This window comes from Flagellimonas hymeniacidonis (genome assembly GCF_008040165.1).
In the GTDB taxonomy this organism is placed as follows: Bacteria; Bacteroidota; Bacteroidia; order Flavobacteriales; family Flavobacteriaceae; genus Flagellimonas; species Flagellimonas hymeniacidonis.
Window position 1 is genome coordinate 868,258 of sequence record NZ_VRUR01000001.1, and the last position, 17,001, is coordinate 885,258.

At 37.9% G+C, this 17,001-nt stretch carries 12 protein-coding genes; 9 read left to right on the plus strand and 3 right to left on the minus strand.

Annotated elements, in window-relative coordinates:
- Positions 1-17 precede the first annotated feature (17 nt).
- The gene (locus tag FVB32_RS03845; RefSeq protein ID WP_147741341.1) at positions 18-3,527 is read left to right on the plus strand and encodes an efflux RND transporter permease subunit; all 3,510 of its coding nucleotides are present in this window, start codon (positions 18-20) and stop codon (positions 3,525-3,527) included.
- Between the two features lie 67 nt (positions 3,528-3,594).
- Here FVB32_RS03845 and FVB32_RS03850 read toward each other — a convergent pair whose 3' ends face one another.
- Complete coding sequence (locus tag FVB32_RS03850) at positions 3,595-3,945, minus strand: toxin-antitoxin system YwqK family antitoxin (protein WP_147741343.1); 351 nt, start codon at positions 3,943-3,945, stop codon at positions 3,595-3,597.
- A gap of 241 nt (positions 3,946-4,186) precedes the next feature.
- Between FVB32_RS03850 and aspS the strand changes: the two genes are divergently transcribed.
- From aspS to FVB32_RS03870, 4 genes are all read left to right on the plus strand, one after another.
- Positions 4,187-5,935, plus strand: a complete 1,749-nt coding sequence (aspS, locus tag FVB32_RS03855) for an aspartate--tRNA ligase (RefSeq protein WP_147741345.1) — start codon at positions 4,187-4,189, stop codon at positions 5,933-5,935.
- A 61-nt stretch (positions 5,936-5,996) separates the two neighbouring features.
- Positions 5,997-7,778 carry a chloride channel protein gene (locus FVB32_RS03860; protein WP_147741347.1) on the plus strand — a complete coding sequence of 594 codons (1,782 nt, stop codon included), beginning with the start codon at positions 5,997-5,999 and terminating at the stop codon, positions 7,776-7,778.
- Entirely contained in the window at positions 7,775-8,038 is a 264-nt protein-coding gene (locus tag FVB32_RS03865; protein ID WP_147741349.1) for a hypothetical protein, read from the plus strand. Before FVB32_RS03860 ends, FVB32_RS03865 begins: the two co-directional genes overlap by 4 nt.
- Before the next feature lie 80 nt (positions 8,039-8,118).
- Positions 8,119-8,310 (plus strand): cold-shock protein, encoded by a 192-nt coding sequence (locus FVB32_RS03870; protein ID WP_147741351.1) that lies wholly within the window; start codon positions 8,119-8,121, stop codon positions 8,308-8,310.
- A 57-nt stretch (positions 8,311-8,367) separates the two neighbouring features.
- On the opposite strand, the gene FVB32_RS03875 is transcribed toward FVB32_RS03870, so the two are convergent.
- On the minus strand, positions 8,368-8,817 hold the full coding sequence (locus FVB32_RS03875; protein ID WP_147741353.1) for a nucleoside deaminase: 450 nt from the start codon (positions 8,815-8,817) through the stop codon (positions 8,368-8,370).
- 11 nt (positions 8,818-8,828) lie between these two features.
- Here FVB32_RS03875 and dxs point away from each other — a divergent pair, with 11 nt between their 5' ends.
- Together dxs and FVB32_RS03885 are read left to right on the plus strand one after the other, a co-directional pair.
- A complete protein-coding gene (gene dxs, locus FVB32_RS03880; protein ID WP_147741355.1) occupies positions 8,829-10,679 on the plus strand; it encodes a 1-deoxy-D-xylulose-5-phosphate synthase in 1,851 nt (616 codons plus the stop codon).
- Positions 10,670-11,728, plus strand: coding sequence for a DUF3078 domain-containing protein (locus FVB32_RS03885; RefSeq protein ID WP_147741357.1), 1,059 nt, complete (start codon positions 10,670-10,672; stop codon positions 11,726-11,728). The genes dxs and FVB32_RS03885 overlap by 10 nt, the downstream gene beginning before the upstream one ends.
- Here FVB32_RS03885 and dgt read toward each other — a convergent pair.
- Complete coding sequence (gene dgt / locus FVB32_RS03890; RefSeq protein WP_147741359.1) at positions 11,725-13,083, minus strand: dGTP triphosphohydrolase; 1,359 nt, start codon at positions 13,081-13,083, stop codon at positions 11,725-11,727. The genes FVB32_RS03885 and dgt overlap by 4 nt on opposite strands.
- 329 nt (positions 13,084-13,412) lie before the next feature.
- Between dgt and FVB32_RS03895 the strand changes: the two genes are divergently transcribed.
- Both FVB32_RS03895 and FVB32_RS03900 read left to right on the plus strand, forming a co-directional pair.
- The gene (locus FVB32_RS03895; RefSeq protein WP_147741361.1) at positions 13,413-14,612 is read left to right on the plus strand and encodes a porin; all 1,200 of its coding nucleotides are present in this window, start codon (positions 13,413-13,415) and stop codon (positions 14,610-14,612) included.
- Between the two features lie 75 nt (positions 14,613-14,687).
- Positions 14,688-16,985 carry an inorganic phosphate transporter gene (locus FVB32_RS03900; RefSeq protein WP_147741363.1) on the plus strand — a complete coding sequence of 766 codons (2,298 nt, stop codon included), beginning with the start codon at positions 14,688-14,690 and terminating at the stop codon, positions 16,983-16,985.
- Positions 16,986-17,001: the final 16 nt, after the last annotated feature.

A 17,001-nucleotide genomic window follows, 5' to 3' on the forward strand; every position in this document is an offset into this window, starting at 1 on the left:
CCAAAACGAAATATATTATGAGCAAGCAAAAGAAAAAAGTAGATAAAGAATTTGGGCTGGCTTCATGGGCTATTGACAATAAAACAACCATGTATGTTTTAATTGCCGTAATTCTTTTTCTCGGTGCATCCGCATACTTTAGTATGCCCCGTGAAAACTTTCCAGAAATAAAAGAAACCAAAATATACATTAGTTCTGTTTATCCTGGAAATACAGCAGAGGATATTGAAAAGTTGATTACCGATCCACTTGAGGATGAACTTAAAACCGTCAGCAATGTTGTTGAAATCACTTCAACATCTCAAGAAGATTATTCCATAATTATTGTGGAATTTGATGAAAACCTATCTGTTGAAGCTGCTAAACAAAAGGTTAAGGATGAAGTTGACTCCCAAACTTCTGGAGAAGATTGGCCTACGTTTAATGGTGCAAAAGTTGAGCCCAATGTGTTTGACTTAAGCATGTCGGAAGAGATTCCTATTCTAAACATTAATATTTCTGGGGATTATCCTGTTGATAAACTCAAAGAATATGGTGAGTATTTAGAAGATGAAATTGAAAGTCTTCAAGAAATAAAACAAGTAGATATTCGTGGCGCCCAAGAAAAGGAAGTAGAAGTTGCCGTTGATATTTACAAGATGATGGCCGCCCAGGTGAGTTTTGATGATATCATCAATACAATAAACAATGGGAACACAACCATTTCTGCTGGCAACTTAATTACGAGCGGACAAAGAAGAACCATAAGAATTGTTGGTGAAATAGACGAGCCAAATGAGTTGGAAAACTTTGTGGTAAAGTCTGAAAACAACAATCCTATTTATTTAAAGGATATTGCCGTAGTAAGTTTTAAGGAAGAGGACAAAACAACCTATGCCAGAGAATTTGGACACCCAGTGGTTATGTTGGACGTTAAAAAACGTGCCGGTAAAAACATGGTTGCCGCTGCAGAACAGATTCAGGTAATCGTGGAAGATGCGGTAAAAAATGTATTCCCTCAAGATTTAGAAGTAAGTGTAGCCAATGATCAATCTTCAAAAACCATTGGGCAAGTAGATGATTTGGTGAATAACATCATTTTCGGAATTATTCTGGTTGTCACTGTTTTGATGTTTTTCTTAGGATTCAAAAATGCACTTTTCGTAGGTTTTGCAATCCCAATGTCCATGTTCATGTCGTTAATGATTCTAAGTCTTCTTGGATACACCATGAACACTATGATCCTGTTTGGATTGATCATGGGACTTGGTATGCTGGTGGACAATGGTATTGTGGTCGTCGAAAATGTGTATCGCCTAATGGACCAAGAAGGCATGTCCAGAATAGAGGCTGCCAAAAAAGGAATTGGAGAGATTGCATTCCCTATTATCATTTCCACATTGACCACCGTTGCAGCCTTTGTGCCGCTGGGATTATGGCCTGGGGTTATGGGGCAATTTATGATCTATTTCCCAGTTACCCTGTCTGTTGTGCTTGGGTCATCCCTATTTGTAGCAATATTCTTTAACTCTGTGTTGGTTTCTAGATATATGACCACAGAAGACAAGGATATGCCGCTAAAACAAATTATACAGATTACTGCTATTGTTGCCGGAATTGGATTACTCATCTTGATCTTCGGTGGAAGCTATCGCGCTTTGGGAACTTTAATGATAGTGACTTCTATTTTGCTTTGGGTATATAGACTTTTCTTAAGAGGTTGGGCAAATGGATTTCAAAACAAGGTATTGCCAAGATGGGAGCGCTTCTATGAAAAAATGCTTCGTGGAGCATTGACAGGAAGAAAGCCGATTCTTATAGCCATTGGTACTTTTGTGCTTCTTTTTCTTGCCTTTATGGGCTTTGGAGCATCAGTGGGAAGTCAAAGAACGAAGGTGGAATTCTTTCCAGACAATACGCCTAACCAGATTATTGTTTATATCGAATATCCTGAGGGCACTGACATTAAAAAGACCAATGAAATTACAAATGATGTTGAGCAACGTGTCTATGATATTATTAATGAAGATGCCTATTTGCACGGAGATTATAATTTCTTAACCGAGAGTGCGGTTTCGCAGGTGGGTGAAGGAGCGGGTAATCCGCAGACCGATGGTGGTTCCGCTGCCGAAATGCCACATCGTGGAAAAATTACCGCTACCATGCGTGAATATAAATTCCGCGAAGGTGCCAACAGTAATGAGCTGCTGAAAAAAGTACAGGAAGCCCTAAAAGATGTGTATCCTGGGGTTGCCATTTCTGTGGAAAAAGATGCTGTAGGTCCTCCTGCTGGTTATCCAATCAACATTGAATTGGAAGGAAATGACTATTCAGAATTGATTACCGCTGCAGAAAAAATGCGTAATTACATCAATGCAAAAAACATTCCCGGTATTGATGAGCTTAAGATAGATGTCAATAAATCAAAACCAGCAATGTTGGTGGCTGTGGATAGAAAAAAAGCTGGCGAACTTGGTGTTGCCACTGGACAGGTTGGGCAACAGCTCAGGAATTCAATTTTTGGAGCCAAGGCAGGTATCTATAAAGAAGATGGCGAGGATTATGATATTTATGTTCGCTTTAATGAAGAAAACAGATACAATACCAGTGCCATTTTTAATCAGAAAATCACATTTAGAGATCAGTCTTCCGGTCAAATAAAAGAGGTTCCTGTTTCGGCGGTGGCAAAACAAGTGAACAGTTCAGGTTTTAGTGCCATTAAACATAGAGATGTAAAACGAGTGGTAACCGTATATTCAGCTTTGGCTCCCGGCTTCACGGATGCGGGTGCCATTGTGAGCAAAGTTCAAGATGAAATGGAGAGTTTCACCGAGCTTCCTCCAGATATTAACGTTGATTATACTGGTCAGATCGAGGAGCAGAATAAGCAAATGGCCTTTTTAATGGGTGCCTTCTTTACAGGTCTTGGTTTGATTTTCTTTATTTTGATTTTCCAGTTCAATTCCATTTCTAAACCAGGGATTATCATGCTTGCTATTTTCCTAAGTTTAATAGGAGTGTTTGGTGGAATTGTAGCCACAGGAAGCGCATTTGTTATCATGATGACCATGATGGGTATTATTTCATTGGCTGGTATTGTGGTAAACAACGGTGTGGTACTGCTCGATTACACACAACTCCTTATCGATAGGAAAAAAGTAGAGTTGGAATTGGAAGAAGGTGACCTATTGGAATCCAAAGACTTTATGGAAGCCGTTGTTAAAGGAGGGAAAGCAAGATTGCGTCCTGTATTATTGACTGCAATCACCACTATTTTAGGCTTGATTCCACTAGCAACCGGGTTTAACATTAACTTCTTTACGCTGTTTAGTGAGTTCAATCCAAATATCTATTTTGGTGGGGACAACGTGATTTTCTGGGGACCTTTGGCCTGGACCGTTATATACGGCTTGCTAGTGGCTACCTTCTTAACATTGATTGTGGTACCTATTCTTTTCAGCTTAGTGTACCGTGTTAAAGTAAGAGTCCACAAAAGAAGGGTTAAAAAAGAGGAGGACAAAAAAGAAGTGTTGGACATAGCCGCTTAGTAAGCGACTATCATAAATAAAAAAGCCCCGACCATTTAGTCGGGGCTTTTTTATTTATACTTTTCTATCACTTGTTGGTTGTGGCAACTTCTGTTTGGTTCCAATTTTTTACATCAACAATACGGTTATCCGCATAATCGACTTCCTTCAAAATCTCACCTTCCCAAAAAAACCATTTACCAGATTTGATACCATTGATATATTTCCCAGAAGCAATTTTATTGCCTTCTGTGTTATACATAAACCATTGTCCATGTAACTTACCATCTAAATAATGCCCAACTTGAGCTATTTCACCATTTTCATGAAAATATGTAGCCTTAACCATTTCCCCTACTTTTTCTAATGTAGGTTCAGTACTTTGTGAATACATACCAACTGAAAATACGACTGCTATCAAAAATATTGCTTTCTTCATATGATATGGGTTTTGTAGAATTACTTAACGATATAAATGTACTTATTATTTTACATTAAATACATATTCAGATAACATTAAATTTACATTAAACCTGTAAATATTTGTTATTCAGTTATTTATCCAATGTTAAGTTTTTCCTTTATAGCTTTTGTCGAAGAATAACTACCGAAAATCCATCCGCATATCTAGCAATAAATATTGGTATTCCTCTTAAATTTGCCTCTTCATAGAGAATATCATGTATAGAAACAATACTTGCGGAGCCTTAAGAGCATCGCAAATCAATTCAGAAGTTACTTTAAGCGGATGGGTGCACAAGATCAGGGACAAAGGCTTTATGGTTTGGGTGGATCTTAGAGATCGCTATGGTATAACCCAATTGGTCTTTGATCAAGATCGTACCTCTGCACAACTTTTGGAAGAAGCCAAAGCACTTGGACGGGAGACCGTCATCCAAATTAAAGGGCAAGTGATTGAAAGAGCTTCTAAAAACCCCAATATTCCAACCGGTGATATTGAGGTACTTGTTCAAGAACTCAAAATACTCAACGAATCTATATTACCCCCCTTTACTATTGAAGACGAAACAGATGGTGGTGAAGACATCCGCATGAAGTATCGGTACCTTGATATTAGAAGAAATCCAGTAAAGAATAACCTTATGTTTAGGCATAAGGTGACTATGGAAGTTCGAAAATACCTTTCTAATCAAGAATTCATCGAAGTGGAAACCCCGTATTTAATTAAATCCACCCCAGAAGGAGCTAGGGATTTTTTAGTGCCAAGTCGTATGAATGAGGGGCAGTTTTATGCGCTGCCACAATCTCCACAAACCTTTAAGCAATTGCTTATGGTAGGTGGAATGGATAAGTACTTTCAAATTGTAAAGTGTTTTAGAGATGAGGATTTACGTGCGGACAGACAGCCAGAATTCACTCAAATAGATTGTGAAATGGCTTTTGTTGGGCAAGAAGATATCTTAAATGAGTTTGAAGGCTTAACCAAGCATTTGCTCAAAGAAGTTCACGGAATAGATTCAGATGATTTCCCAAGAATGACTTACGATGACGCTATGCGTTTATATGGAAATGATAAACCGGATATCCGTTTTGATATGCAATTTGGTGAGCTGAACCCAGTTGCGCAACACAAAGATTTCAATGTGTTTAATTCTGCTGAGCTGGTAGTGGGTATCTCCGTTCCCGGTGGAGCTTCCTACACCCGAAAAGAAATTGATAAGCTTGTTGATTGGGTAAAACGCCCTCAAGTTGGAGCTAAAGGGATGGTTTATGTAAAATGCAATGAAGATGGTACTTATAAATCTTCCGTTGATAAATTTTATGATCAGGATGATTTGGCCAAATGGGCAGAAGTGACAAATGCCAAAGCAGGAGATCTAATTTGTGTGCTTTCAGGAAACACAAATGAAACAAGAACTCAATTGAGTGCTTTGCGCATGGAACTTGCAGAACGGTTGGGCCTTAGAAAATCAGATGAGTTTGCACCTTTATGGGTTATAGATTTTCCACTGCTGGAATTGGATGAAGAAACGGGCACCTATCATGCCATGCATCATCCGTTCACATCTCCCAAACCAGGTCAATTGGAGCTTTTGGAAACAAACCCAGGCGATGTAAAAGCCAATGCTTACGATTTGGTCTTGAATGGGAATGAAATAGGAGGAGGGTCCATTCGTATTCACGATAAGGAGATTCAAGCTACCATGTTCAAGCATTTAGGTTTCACCCCGGAAGAAGCAAAAGAACAATTTGGATTCTTGATGGATGCCTTTCAATATGGAGCACCGCCACATGGTGGAATTGCCTTTGGATTGGATAGGCTTGTTGCCATTTTGGGCGGACAAGAAACCATTAGAGATTTTATAGCCTTCCCTAAAAACAATAGTGGACGTGATGTAATGATTGATGCTCCGGCCTCCATTGATAACGAACAACTCAAAGAACTTCATCTCAAGTTAGATCTATAGTACATTTTAAATCCCGCCACTGAGCGGGATTTTTAATACTTTTAAGTGAATCATTAACCTCATGCCGAAAAAAAAGAGTTTGCTCACGCGTTTCCTTAAATGGCGGTATCGACATATCTCCAATAGGACCTTTGTTCATATCATGAGCTTGGTAGTTGGCTTTTTGGCAGGATTGGTTGCGGTTACTTTAAAAAACACAACCTATTTTATTCAATCACTGCTGGAAACTGGCATCGTATTTTCTCAAAACCAATTGTATTTCATTCTACCGATAGTTGGTTTGGCCCTAGTTTTCCTCTATGTGAAGTTCGTGCACAAAAAGCCCATACAGCACGCCGTATCTTCCATCATTTATTCCCTTTCCAAAAAGGGTGGGTTATTGTCTGTAAAAGATATCTATACTCCCTTAATCGCAGCACCATTAACTGTTGGTTTTGGAGGATCGGTTGGGTTGCTTGGCCCGGCGGTTAAATCTGGGTCGGCACTCGGCTCCAATTTAAGTAGACTGTTTCACATCGATGCTAAAACACGTTCCTTATTAGTGGCTTGTGCATCTGCAGGGGCGATTTCATCCATATTTCAATCCCCTATTGCCGCTATAATTTTTGCTGTGGAAGTTTTTACTTTGGATTTGACCATGCTCTCCATGTTACCCCTACTCCTAGCTTCAATTTCTGGCGTTCTTACCTCCTATTTCTTTTTAGGAAATGAAGTGCTTTTCAGTTTCTCTTTATCCGAAGGCTTTCAGCTTAAAGACACCTTTTTTTATGTTTTACTTGGTGTGGGCACTGCTTTTGCCTCTATATACTTCACCAAAATGTATTTTAGCATTCTTGGTTTTTTCAAACGTTTTAAAAGTCCAAAATATAAACTTCTGGTCGGTGGGATTGCTATTGGTATTATGCTGTATGCCATTCCTCCACTATATGGAGAAGGGTTTGGTTTTATAAACAATTTGTTGGATGGAGATCATCTTAAAGCTTTGGGCAAAACCCCTTTTGATGCACATACCCATAACATCTGGGTCGTGATAGCATTATTGTTTGGCATAACGATTTTCAAGGCTATTGCCATGACAACCACTTTTGCCGCTGGAGGAGCTGGAGGAATTTTTATTCCAACAATGGTCATGGGCAGTGCTTTAGGAAATGTATTGGCCAAAGTGATCAATAACCTTGGATTAGGGTTTGCAGTTTCCGAAAGTAATTTCACACTAATAGGTATGGCAGGATTAATCGCCGGGGTAATTCACGCACCATTAACCGCTATTTTTTTAATTGCTGAAATAACAGGAGGCTACCAGCTCTTTGTTCCTCTTATGATTACCGCTTCCATCTCTTATTTAATGACCAAAAATGCACTCGACTATACCATTTATACCAAAGAACTGGCCAAAATAGGTGCCGTACTCACCCATAACAAAGACCAAATGGTTTTAGGCCTTATGGAAATAGATGATGTGATAGAAAAAAACTTTAAAGCTGTTCATCCCGAAATGTCGCTGGGTCAAATGTTGCATGAGTCCGTATCAAAATCCAAAAGGAACCTTTTCCCTGTTCTAAATGAAGAAGAAAAATTAATGGGCATTATAGTGTTGGATGATATTAGAGAATTCATGTTCGACACTGAACTTTACGACACCGTATATGTAAAAAACTTAATGCATGCCCCTCCAGAACATATTTTTTGCGATTCGGATAGTATGAAAGAGGTGATGCAAAAATTCCAGGATAGCGGCGCATGGAATCTTCCAGTAATAAAAGAAGGAAAATATGTGGGTTTCATTTCAAAATCGAAATTACTGACCGCCTATCGAAGAAAATTAATTAATCACACCCGATGAAATCGAAACTGAAATATATTATAGTGCTAATTGTGCTACTTTCTTTTGGACTAATTATTTATGGGTTCAACATCAAACCAGACAATCCCCTTACCGCAAATAAATATATTGGAGCTGGAACTGTAGGGCTTTTCTTGGTCGCTATGCCGCTTTTCTTAATAAAAGAAAGCAAGGGAAAAGACATGAAAGATTATATGTTAACCAAGGAAAATATTAAAAAGATGCAAAGTAAAGAAGGGGAAAAAGCTGAAAATCAATAATTTTCCCAAGATTTAAAGCTTATTTCACCTTGATAAATTTAAAATACCCTACTTTAGTATTTTAACAATTATTTATTTTAATGACTGGCACAGTAAAATTTTTTAATGGATCCAAAGGTTATGGGTTCATTACCAACGACGAAACAGGAAAGGACATTTTTGTTCATGTTACTGCATTGAACGGAGTGGAACTAAACGAAGGTGACAAAGTAGAATACCAAGAAGAAGAAGGAAGAAAAGGAGTGGTTGCTGCACAAGTGCAAGTAATCTAACAACAATATTTTATTTTGATTAGAGACGAACCCTGATGAAATCATCAGGGTTTTTTATTAGTTCAAATTCCTTTTTTGAATAAAAAAGCGTTTCAATAACTCCGAGGCTTCGTTTTCAAGAATCCCTCCCACTATTTCAGTTTTAGGGTGCAGTTGTCCGCCAATCACGTTAAACCCTCGCTCCAAATCAGACGCACCATATACTATTTTAGAAATTTGACTCCAGTAAAGTGCCCCGGCACACATCTGGCAAGGTTCTAAGGTTACATACAAAGTACAGCCATGTAAATATTTACCTCCTAAAAAATTAGATGCAGCCGTTATAGCTTGCATTTCCGCATGGGCCGTTACATCGTTTAACCGTTCCGTTAGATTATGGGCCCTTCCAATAATTCTATTGTTAACCGTTACAATTGCGCCAACAGGAACCTCGCCATTTGCAAAAGCAAATTCAGCCTCCTGCAAGGCTTTTTTCATGAAATAAGTATCATCAAAAGGATTTTCCACGATGTATTGGAATGATTTATAAAAAGGCTAAGCTAAGCATAAAATCATTTTGCCGATTATGGGTATTTTTGTTTTTTATTTCCTTGGAAAAACTTTTAGCACATATCAACGACCCAAAAGACCTCAAAAACTTATCCATGGATAAGCTGCCTCAGCTTGCCCAAGAGTTAAGGGAGTTCATCATCAACATTGTTGCCGCCAAAGAAGGGCATTTAGGTGCAAGCCTAGGGGTAGTAGAGCTCACTATTGCCCTACATTATGTTTTTAATACCCCGGATGATAAATTGATTTGGGATGTTGGCCACCAAGCATATGGTCATAAAATATTAACTGGCAGAAAAGAAATTTTTGAAACCAACAGGCAATTAGGAGGCATTAGCGGGTTTCCAAAAAGAAGTGAAAGTAAACATGATGCCTTTGGTACCGGCCATAGTTCCACTGCAATTTCAGCAATTCTTGGAATGGCAATGGCCTCTAAATTACAGGGAGAGGATTCAAAACAAAATATAGCGGTGGTGGGTGATGCATCCATTGCCAGTGGAATGGCTTTTGAAGGATTAAATCATCTTGGGGTAACCGATGTAAATGCACTTATTATTCTCAATGATAATGCTATTGGCATTGACCCCAGCGTTGGAGCGCTAAAAAAATACTTGACCAATGTTAAGGCAGGTATAGCTAAGGATGAAAATATTTTTGAGTGTTTAAATCTTAATTACTCTGGTCCTATTGATGGTCACGATGTTTCGAAATTAGTACAGGAATTGGAACGGCTTAAAACAGTATCCGGTCCCAAACTTTTGCATATTATAACGACCAAAGGTAAAGGATTAAAGAAGGCCGAGGAAAATCAGGTTGTATATCATGCTCCAGGCAAATTTGATGCTGCAACCGGTGAGCAATTAAAAAAATCTGAAGCGTCACAACCTCCAAAATATCAAGATGTATTTGGGCATACACTGGTTGAATTGGCAAAGCAAAACGAAAAGATTGTGGGTATTACTCCCGCCATGCCAACAGGAAGTTCCCTAAAATACATGATGGATGAAATACCTAATAGAGCTTTTGATGTGGGTATTGCAGAACAACATGCCGTTACCCTTGCCGCTGGAATGGCAACCCAAGGGTTGATTCCTTTTTGTAACATTTATTCCACTTTTTTACAGCGGGCATATGATCAAGTTATTCATGATGTTGCATTGCAAAACCTTCCTGTAATTTTTTGTTTGGACAGGGCAGGACTTGTTGGGCAGGATGGCGCAACCCATCATGGCGTATTTGATCTGGCATACCTAAGATGTATTCCCAACCTTACCCTTTTTTCACCCATGAATGAAATGGAACTGCGCAATATCATGTACACTTGCCAAAAGAAGTTGACAAGTCCAATTGCAATCCGTTATCCTCGGGGAAGAGGGGTGAATTTAAATTGGAAAAATGAATTTGAAACGATTGAGATTGGTACTGGCCGTTGTCTAAAAGAAGGATCAAAAATTGCAGTATTGACCATCGGTCATATTGGAAACCAGGTTTCAAAAGTGATTGAGGCTGCAGAGCAACCTGAACTCATTGGTCATTACGATATGCGCTTCGTTAAACCATTGGACAAGAAAATGCTGAGGACAATTTTTAAACAGTACGATCATATCATCACTGTTGAAGATGCATCTGCCACAGGAGGCTTTGGTTCCACAGTTTTAGAATTTGCAAATGAAGAAAATTTTACAAAACCCGTTAAAATTTTTGGGGTTCCAGATAAGTTTGTTGAGCATGGAACAATTCAAGAAACCCACGCCATAGCTGGTATAGATTTTGATGCAATACGTTCTTATATTAAATCAACCTTGACTACATGCGATTAATTTGTTTTTTAATCATTTTCTTTTCCGTTTTTGTTTCATTAAACGCACAGATAAATCCTTTAAGAGTATTTGAAAAAGATAGCACAGAAACAGGCTTTCAAGTGGTGCGGATTAAAGATGTTAAATTAAAATATCTAACAAGGAGTGCAAAACTGACCGATCCCAGAACTCCTTTGAATCGGGTAAAACCGTTACTAAAAAAGTTCAAGCGCTTTGTTCCCCAATCTTTTTGGGACAAACAAAATGAGTTTGGGCTTAATATTAACGAAGTTGCTTTTGTAAACTGGAATGCAGGTGGTGATAATTCTATATCTGCATTGGCAAACATGCGTTTTGTTAGAAACTATAAATTTAGATATCTAAATTGGGATAGTGAATTGCGGTTACGGTACGGACTCAATGCCCAAGAAGGCAGACAATTGAGGAAGACCGATGACCAAATTAGGCTATCCTCTACCGTCGGCTTTAGAAAAGACACCATCACTAATTGGTACTATTCGGTTAAAGCGACTTTCAACACGCAATTTTCCAACGGTTTTAAATACCCAAACAGAACTACTCCAATTTCAAGGTTTATGGCTCCAGGATATCTTTTCTTAGGAGCTGGTACATCTTATATCCCCGAAGGGGGGAAATTCAATTTATATATATCTCCCATCACCCAAAAAGCAACCTTTGTTTTAGATGAAAATTTATCCAATCAGGGGGCATTTGGTGTGGATGAAGGAGAACACATATTTATGGAGATTGGTTTTCTTATCACCAATACTTGGGAGAAAGAAGTGCTAAAAAATGTGTTTATGAACCATCGTCTGAGCTTGTATACAGATTACCTTATCAGTTTCGGTAATATTGATGTGGATTGGGAAGTAACGTTCAATTTAAAGGTAAATGACCATATCAATGCAAATATAGGAACGCACTTTATTTATGATAATGATATTAAGTTTGATGAAGTGGTTGCGGACGATGGGACTGTCATTGATCCAGGAATTGCCAGGATACAGTTTAAGCAATCATTGGGAGTAGGGCTTACGTATGCTTTCTAAAACTGTTTCCCCATTATCTTATTATGAATATGCACCGCTGCACTATCAGACAAACTAGCAACAAAACAACAAGTATCCAGCAAAATCTTATAGACTGAGCCATCTGTATTGCTATAGTTTTCTGGTAAACTTTCTATTAAAAGCTTATCGTAACTAGTAGCCTTTCCTTCTTTTTTATTGATTAATGCTGTGGTGTATACTTCTAAGATATCGGAAATGAGCTTATACCCACCCAACTCTTTATCGACTACTTCCGTTGATTTATAAATTTTCTCCACACTCAATTTAATAATATCATCTACTTGGGCCTTATACTTTCCTTTGTCTAGCAAGGCAACATCAAAGGTGCCATTCAAAATTTGTGCTTCATGCTGTTCAAAAACAGCAACAGCATCCATAATTAAAGTATTTATCGCCAAAGCCCTTAAATAACTCAACCTATCACTGGAATGCATCATGGCATTGTATTTTTTGGTGTTGATGCTGTCCTTCACCAAATTAATAAGATATTCCAGTGCATATTCTTCAGGAATCAAGCCTAAATTAATTCCATCCTCAAAATCAATAATCGTGTAACAAATATCATCTGCTGCTTCAACCAAGTATGTCAAAGGATGTCTGTAAAAACCAATTTTTGGGTTTTTAGGATTGGCAACCAACCCAATTTCATCCACTACCTCCATAAAAAAGTCTTTCTCTGACTGAAAAAACCCAAACTTTTTATCAGCAATATGCTTTGAAGGTTTTTTGGGCAGCGATGCTTTGGGGTATTTCATAAAAGCACCTAGGGTGGCATAACTTAATCGAAGTCCTCCAGGAACCCCTTCTTTCGACTCCGTAAGCAATTTAAATCCGTTGGCATTACCTTCAAAGTCTATTAAATCTTGGTACTCCTCATTTGTAAGAAGCGCTTTATATTTTTCTCCGTTCCCGCATTCAAAATAACTTCCTATCGATTTCTCTCCACTGTGTCCAAAAGGTGGGTTGCCTATATCATGCGCCAAGGCAGCGGCTGCCACAATAGCACCAAAATCATTAAAATGATACCCATGAACTTCACTTAAATAAGGATGTTTAGATAAAATCTTCTGTCCTGTTGTTCTGCCTAAACTTCTGCCCACTACAGAAACTTCCAAACTATGGGTAAGTCGGGTATGCACAAAATCTTTTTTGGAGCCTACACTTATGGGCATGGGAATAACCTGTGTTTTATCTTGAAGACTTCTAAAGGCCGAAGAGAAAATAATCCGGTCATAATCTACCTCAAAACCCAAACGGGTTTCATCCTGCTCTTTTCGGAGTCTTTTGGTAGTGTCGCCTTGGCGTTTTAGCGATAAAAGGGTTTCCCATTTCATAATTTATGCAGATTAAGGCGCAATATACATTTATGTATGCTTTCTATAATACCGGACAATATCGAATTGAAAAAAAGTCATGTACAAAACAACTAAGTTTAAACTTAAGTTAATATTTAGATTACAATAAATTGGCTTTCCTATTGCAATTTTGTTAATGCCTTAAGGCAACCCAGGTTTTCAAGATATATTAGTTTTTGTCGACTATTTTTTTGAAATCCAAGATATGGCCATCTCGAACGAGATGGCCATTATCAAACATAACATAAACCAAACATTAAATTAACATTGATATTAGTTATTTGCACTCGACAAAAACTAATATTGAAATGAAATTAAAATTCTTGACCATTGGTCTGGTCATCTTCTTTTGTTTTTCTTCCCATTCTCAAGTAGTAGCCCCAAAATTTGGCAAAGGCCTCCTAAATGTTGTTGGTAAAGACAGTACTTGGACCATGAAATTTGCAATGCGAATGCAATTTTTGGGTATAGCAACATGGGACAAAGGAACAGATAATGGTTTTGAAAATCCTGAGCAGAACTTTTTGGTGCGTAGGGCACGATTAAAATTTGATGGTTTTGCGTATTCCCCAAAGCTTCGGTACAAATTTGAGTTGGGACTTTCTAACCGTGACATCTCTGGTGCAAACCAATTTACAAGTAATGCGCCGCGGTATATTTTAGATGCAGTGGTAATGTGGAATTTCCATGAAAACTTTGAGCTTTGGATAGGTCAAACCAAACTTCCTGGTAATATAGAACGAGTCATTTCTTCTGGAAACTTGCAACAAGTTGATCGTTCACTCGTGAATAGTAGATTTAATATTGACCGGGATATGGGTGTGCAATTAAGGCATCATTTCAACTTAACAGATACGTTTTTGGTTCGTGAGAAGTTGGCACTTTCACAAGGAGAGGGTAGAAATGTGACCTCTGGAAACCTTGGCGGTCACCAATACACGGCAAGAATTGAACTGCTCCCTTTTGGTAAATTCAAAAGCAAAGGGGATTATAGTGGTTCGGATCTAAAACGTGAAGAATCCTCAAAACTAATGTTGGCGGTAACTTATGATTCCAATCAGAATGCTGTAAGGACAAGAAGTAATTTAGGTTCTTATATGGCAAATGATGTAGGCTTTTATGAAACCAACATCAATACAATTTTCGTGGATGTTATGTATAAATACAATGGTTTTTCACTAATGGGAGAATATGCCCATAGAGATGCCAAAGCGCCCATAGCCAGAAATTCTGATGGTACCGAGACAGGAGATATTGTTCTTTTGGGCGATGGATTAAATCTTCAAACTGGTTATTTATTCAAAAGCAATTGGGAAGTGTCTGGAAGATATACCAATATTAATTTTGACGATATCACAGCTCGGGCGAATGAAACGCAATATACCCTTGGATTATCAAAATATCTTTTAGGCCATAAACTTAAAGTACAAACAGATTTAAGTTATCTTTCGGTTGACGGTGGTACAGACGAATTGATGTATCGATTGCAAATGGATGTTCATTTTTAAAGGAAAACATAACTTTTAAATAACATTGAAAATCAGCAAAGTATAGACATTTGAAAATTATTTTTTAACACTATTATGGACAATATTTACCTTCTAATGATTATAGCCCTAGCCGCTTTGGCAATTGCCGATTTGGTCGTGGGAGTCAGTAATGATGCGGTTAATTTTTTAAATTCGGCTATTGGTTCTAAGGCAATTTCATTTAAAACTATAATGATTATTGCCAGTATAGGCATTGCTTGTGGCGCCATTTTTTCAAGTGGGCTTATGGAGGTTGCCCGTAAAGGAATATTTAATCCGGGGGAGTTCTTTTTCCAAGAAATCATGTTCATATTTATGGCCGTAATGATTACGGACATATTGCTGCTGGATTTCTTCAATACGCTAGGAATGCCAACGTCCACTACAGTATCTATTGTTTTTGAGTTATTGGGTGCTGCCGTTGCTATGTCGCTCCTAAAAATTGGAGCCGCAAACGGTGATTTTTCAGATGTTGTCAACTATATAAATACCTCAAAGGCAATACAGATTATTTCTGGTATTTTACTTTCTGTTTTTGTTGCTTTTACCATTGGTGCAATTGTTCAATGGATATCAAGATTACTGTTGTCCTATAACTTTGAGAAAAAAGCCAAATGGGTGGGTGCCTTATTTGGAGGAATTGCATTGTCCTCTATCGTTTATTTTATCTTGATGAAGGGAATAAAAGGAACACCCTATGCCGGTGAAACTTTTGACATTCTCGGGGGTATGAAAATCAAAGATTTTCTTGAAGCGGAAGTCGTTTCAATTGTGATTGTGAATTTTATATTATGGTCACTCATTTCTTATATACTCATATATTTTACTAAAGTAAATATCTATAAAGTCATTATTGGAGTTGGCACATTTGCCCTCGCCCTTGCTTTTGCAGGAAATGATTTGGTGAACTTCATTGGAGTACCAATTGCTGCTTGGCAGAGTTATGAAGCGTGGGTAGCATCAGGCATTCCAGCTGCTGAATTCAGTATGGAGGTGCTTTCAAAGAAAGTGCCTACCCCGACACTACTTCTTTTTATTTCGGGTATTGTTATGGTTACTACATTGTGGCTTTCCAAAAAGGCTCGTTATGTAGCGGATACTGAGATTAATTTGTCCAGAGAAGGAGAAGCAAAAGAAAGATTTCAACCTAACTTTATCTCCAGAGGTTTGGTTAGAATGTCATCAAACATGTCGCAATACTTTAATAGTCTTTTACCCAAAAAAGTGAAGGCACAAATGGATAGACGATTTGACAAACCAGTAATCGCACTATCTCAAGACAAAACACTTAAACTTCCAGCTTTTGATATGGTAAGAGCTGCCGTTAACCTTATGGTAGCTGGAATTTTGATTTCTATAGCCACTTCTTATAAACTTCCACTATCTACAACATATGTAACATTTATGGTTGCAATGGGTACTTCTTTAGCAGATAGAGCATGGGGAGCTGAAAGCGCAGTCTACAGGGTTGCTGGTGTTCTTAATGTTATAGGCGGATGGTTTGGTACGGCAATAATAGCGTTTGTAGCTGCTGGTACTGTTCTTACGTTAATAAATTTTGGGAAAGGAGCTGCAATTGCCATCTTGTTGTTTACCGCCATACTACTGTTGGTAAGAAACTACAGTGCATATAAGAAAAAGGCAAAAGAGTTAAAAGCTGAAGACAGTCTTAATAGAGCAGAAAGTAGCTCTATTCAAGGTGTAATAGAAGAAAGCGCCAATAATATTGCCAACGTTATCAAAAGGACCAATAAAATTTATACCAATTCCATAAACGGATTGTCAAAACAGGATTTGGAACTTTTAAAAAAGAACAAAAAACAAGGTGCCAAGCTTTCTTCAGAGATTGAAGATCTTAGAAACCATCTGTTCTATTTTATCAAGAATCTCGATGAGGCAAATGTGGGAGCCAGTAATTTCTATATTACAACACTAGCCCACCTAACTGATGTAGCTCAATCTCTTGAGTATATTGGAAAAGTGAGCCATACGCATGTACATAACAATCATAAAAAATTAAAGTACAACCAGATAAAAGAGCTTAAAGAGCTAGACATTAGACTCGAAAAATTATTTTCCGATACGCAACAAATCTTTGAAAGCAGATCATTTGAAGATATTGGAAGTAAACTGGAAGGTAAAAATGATTTGTTCAAACTGATGTCAGATAAAATTGAGCGTCAGATTGCAAGGACAAGAACAGAAGAATCAAGTCCAAAAAATACTACGCTATACTTTTCTATCTTAACGGAGAGTAAAGATTTGGTTGAGGTTGTTTTTGAACTCTTAGAGCTTTATTACTCCGGTCATGATAGCACTATTGAGCCAGCAAGGATAGAAAAACCAGAGTAATTTATTTAACTTGCTG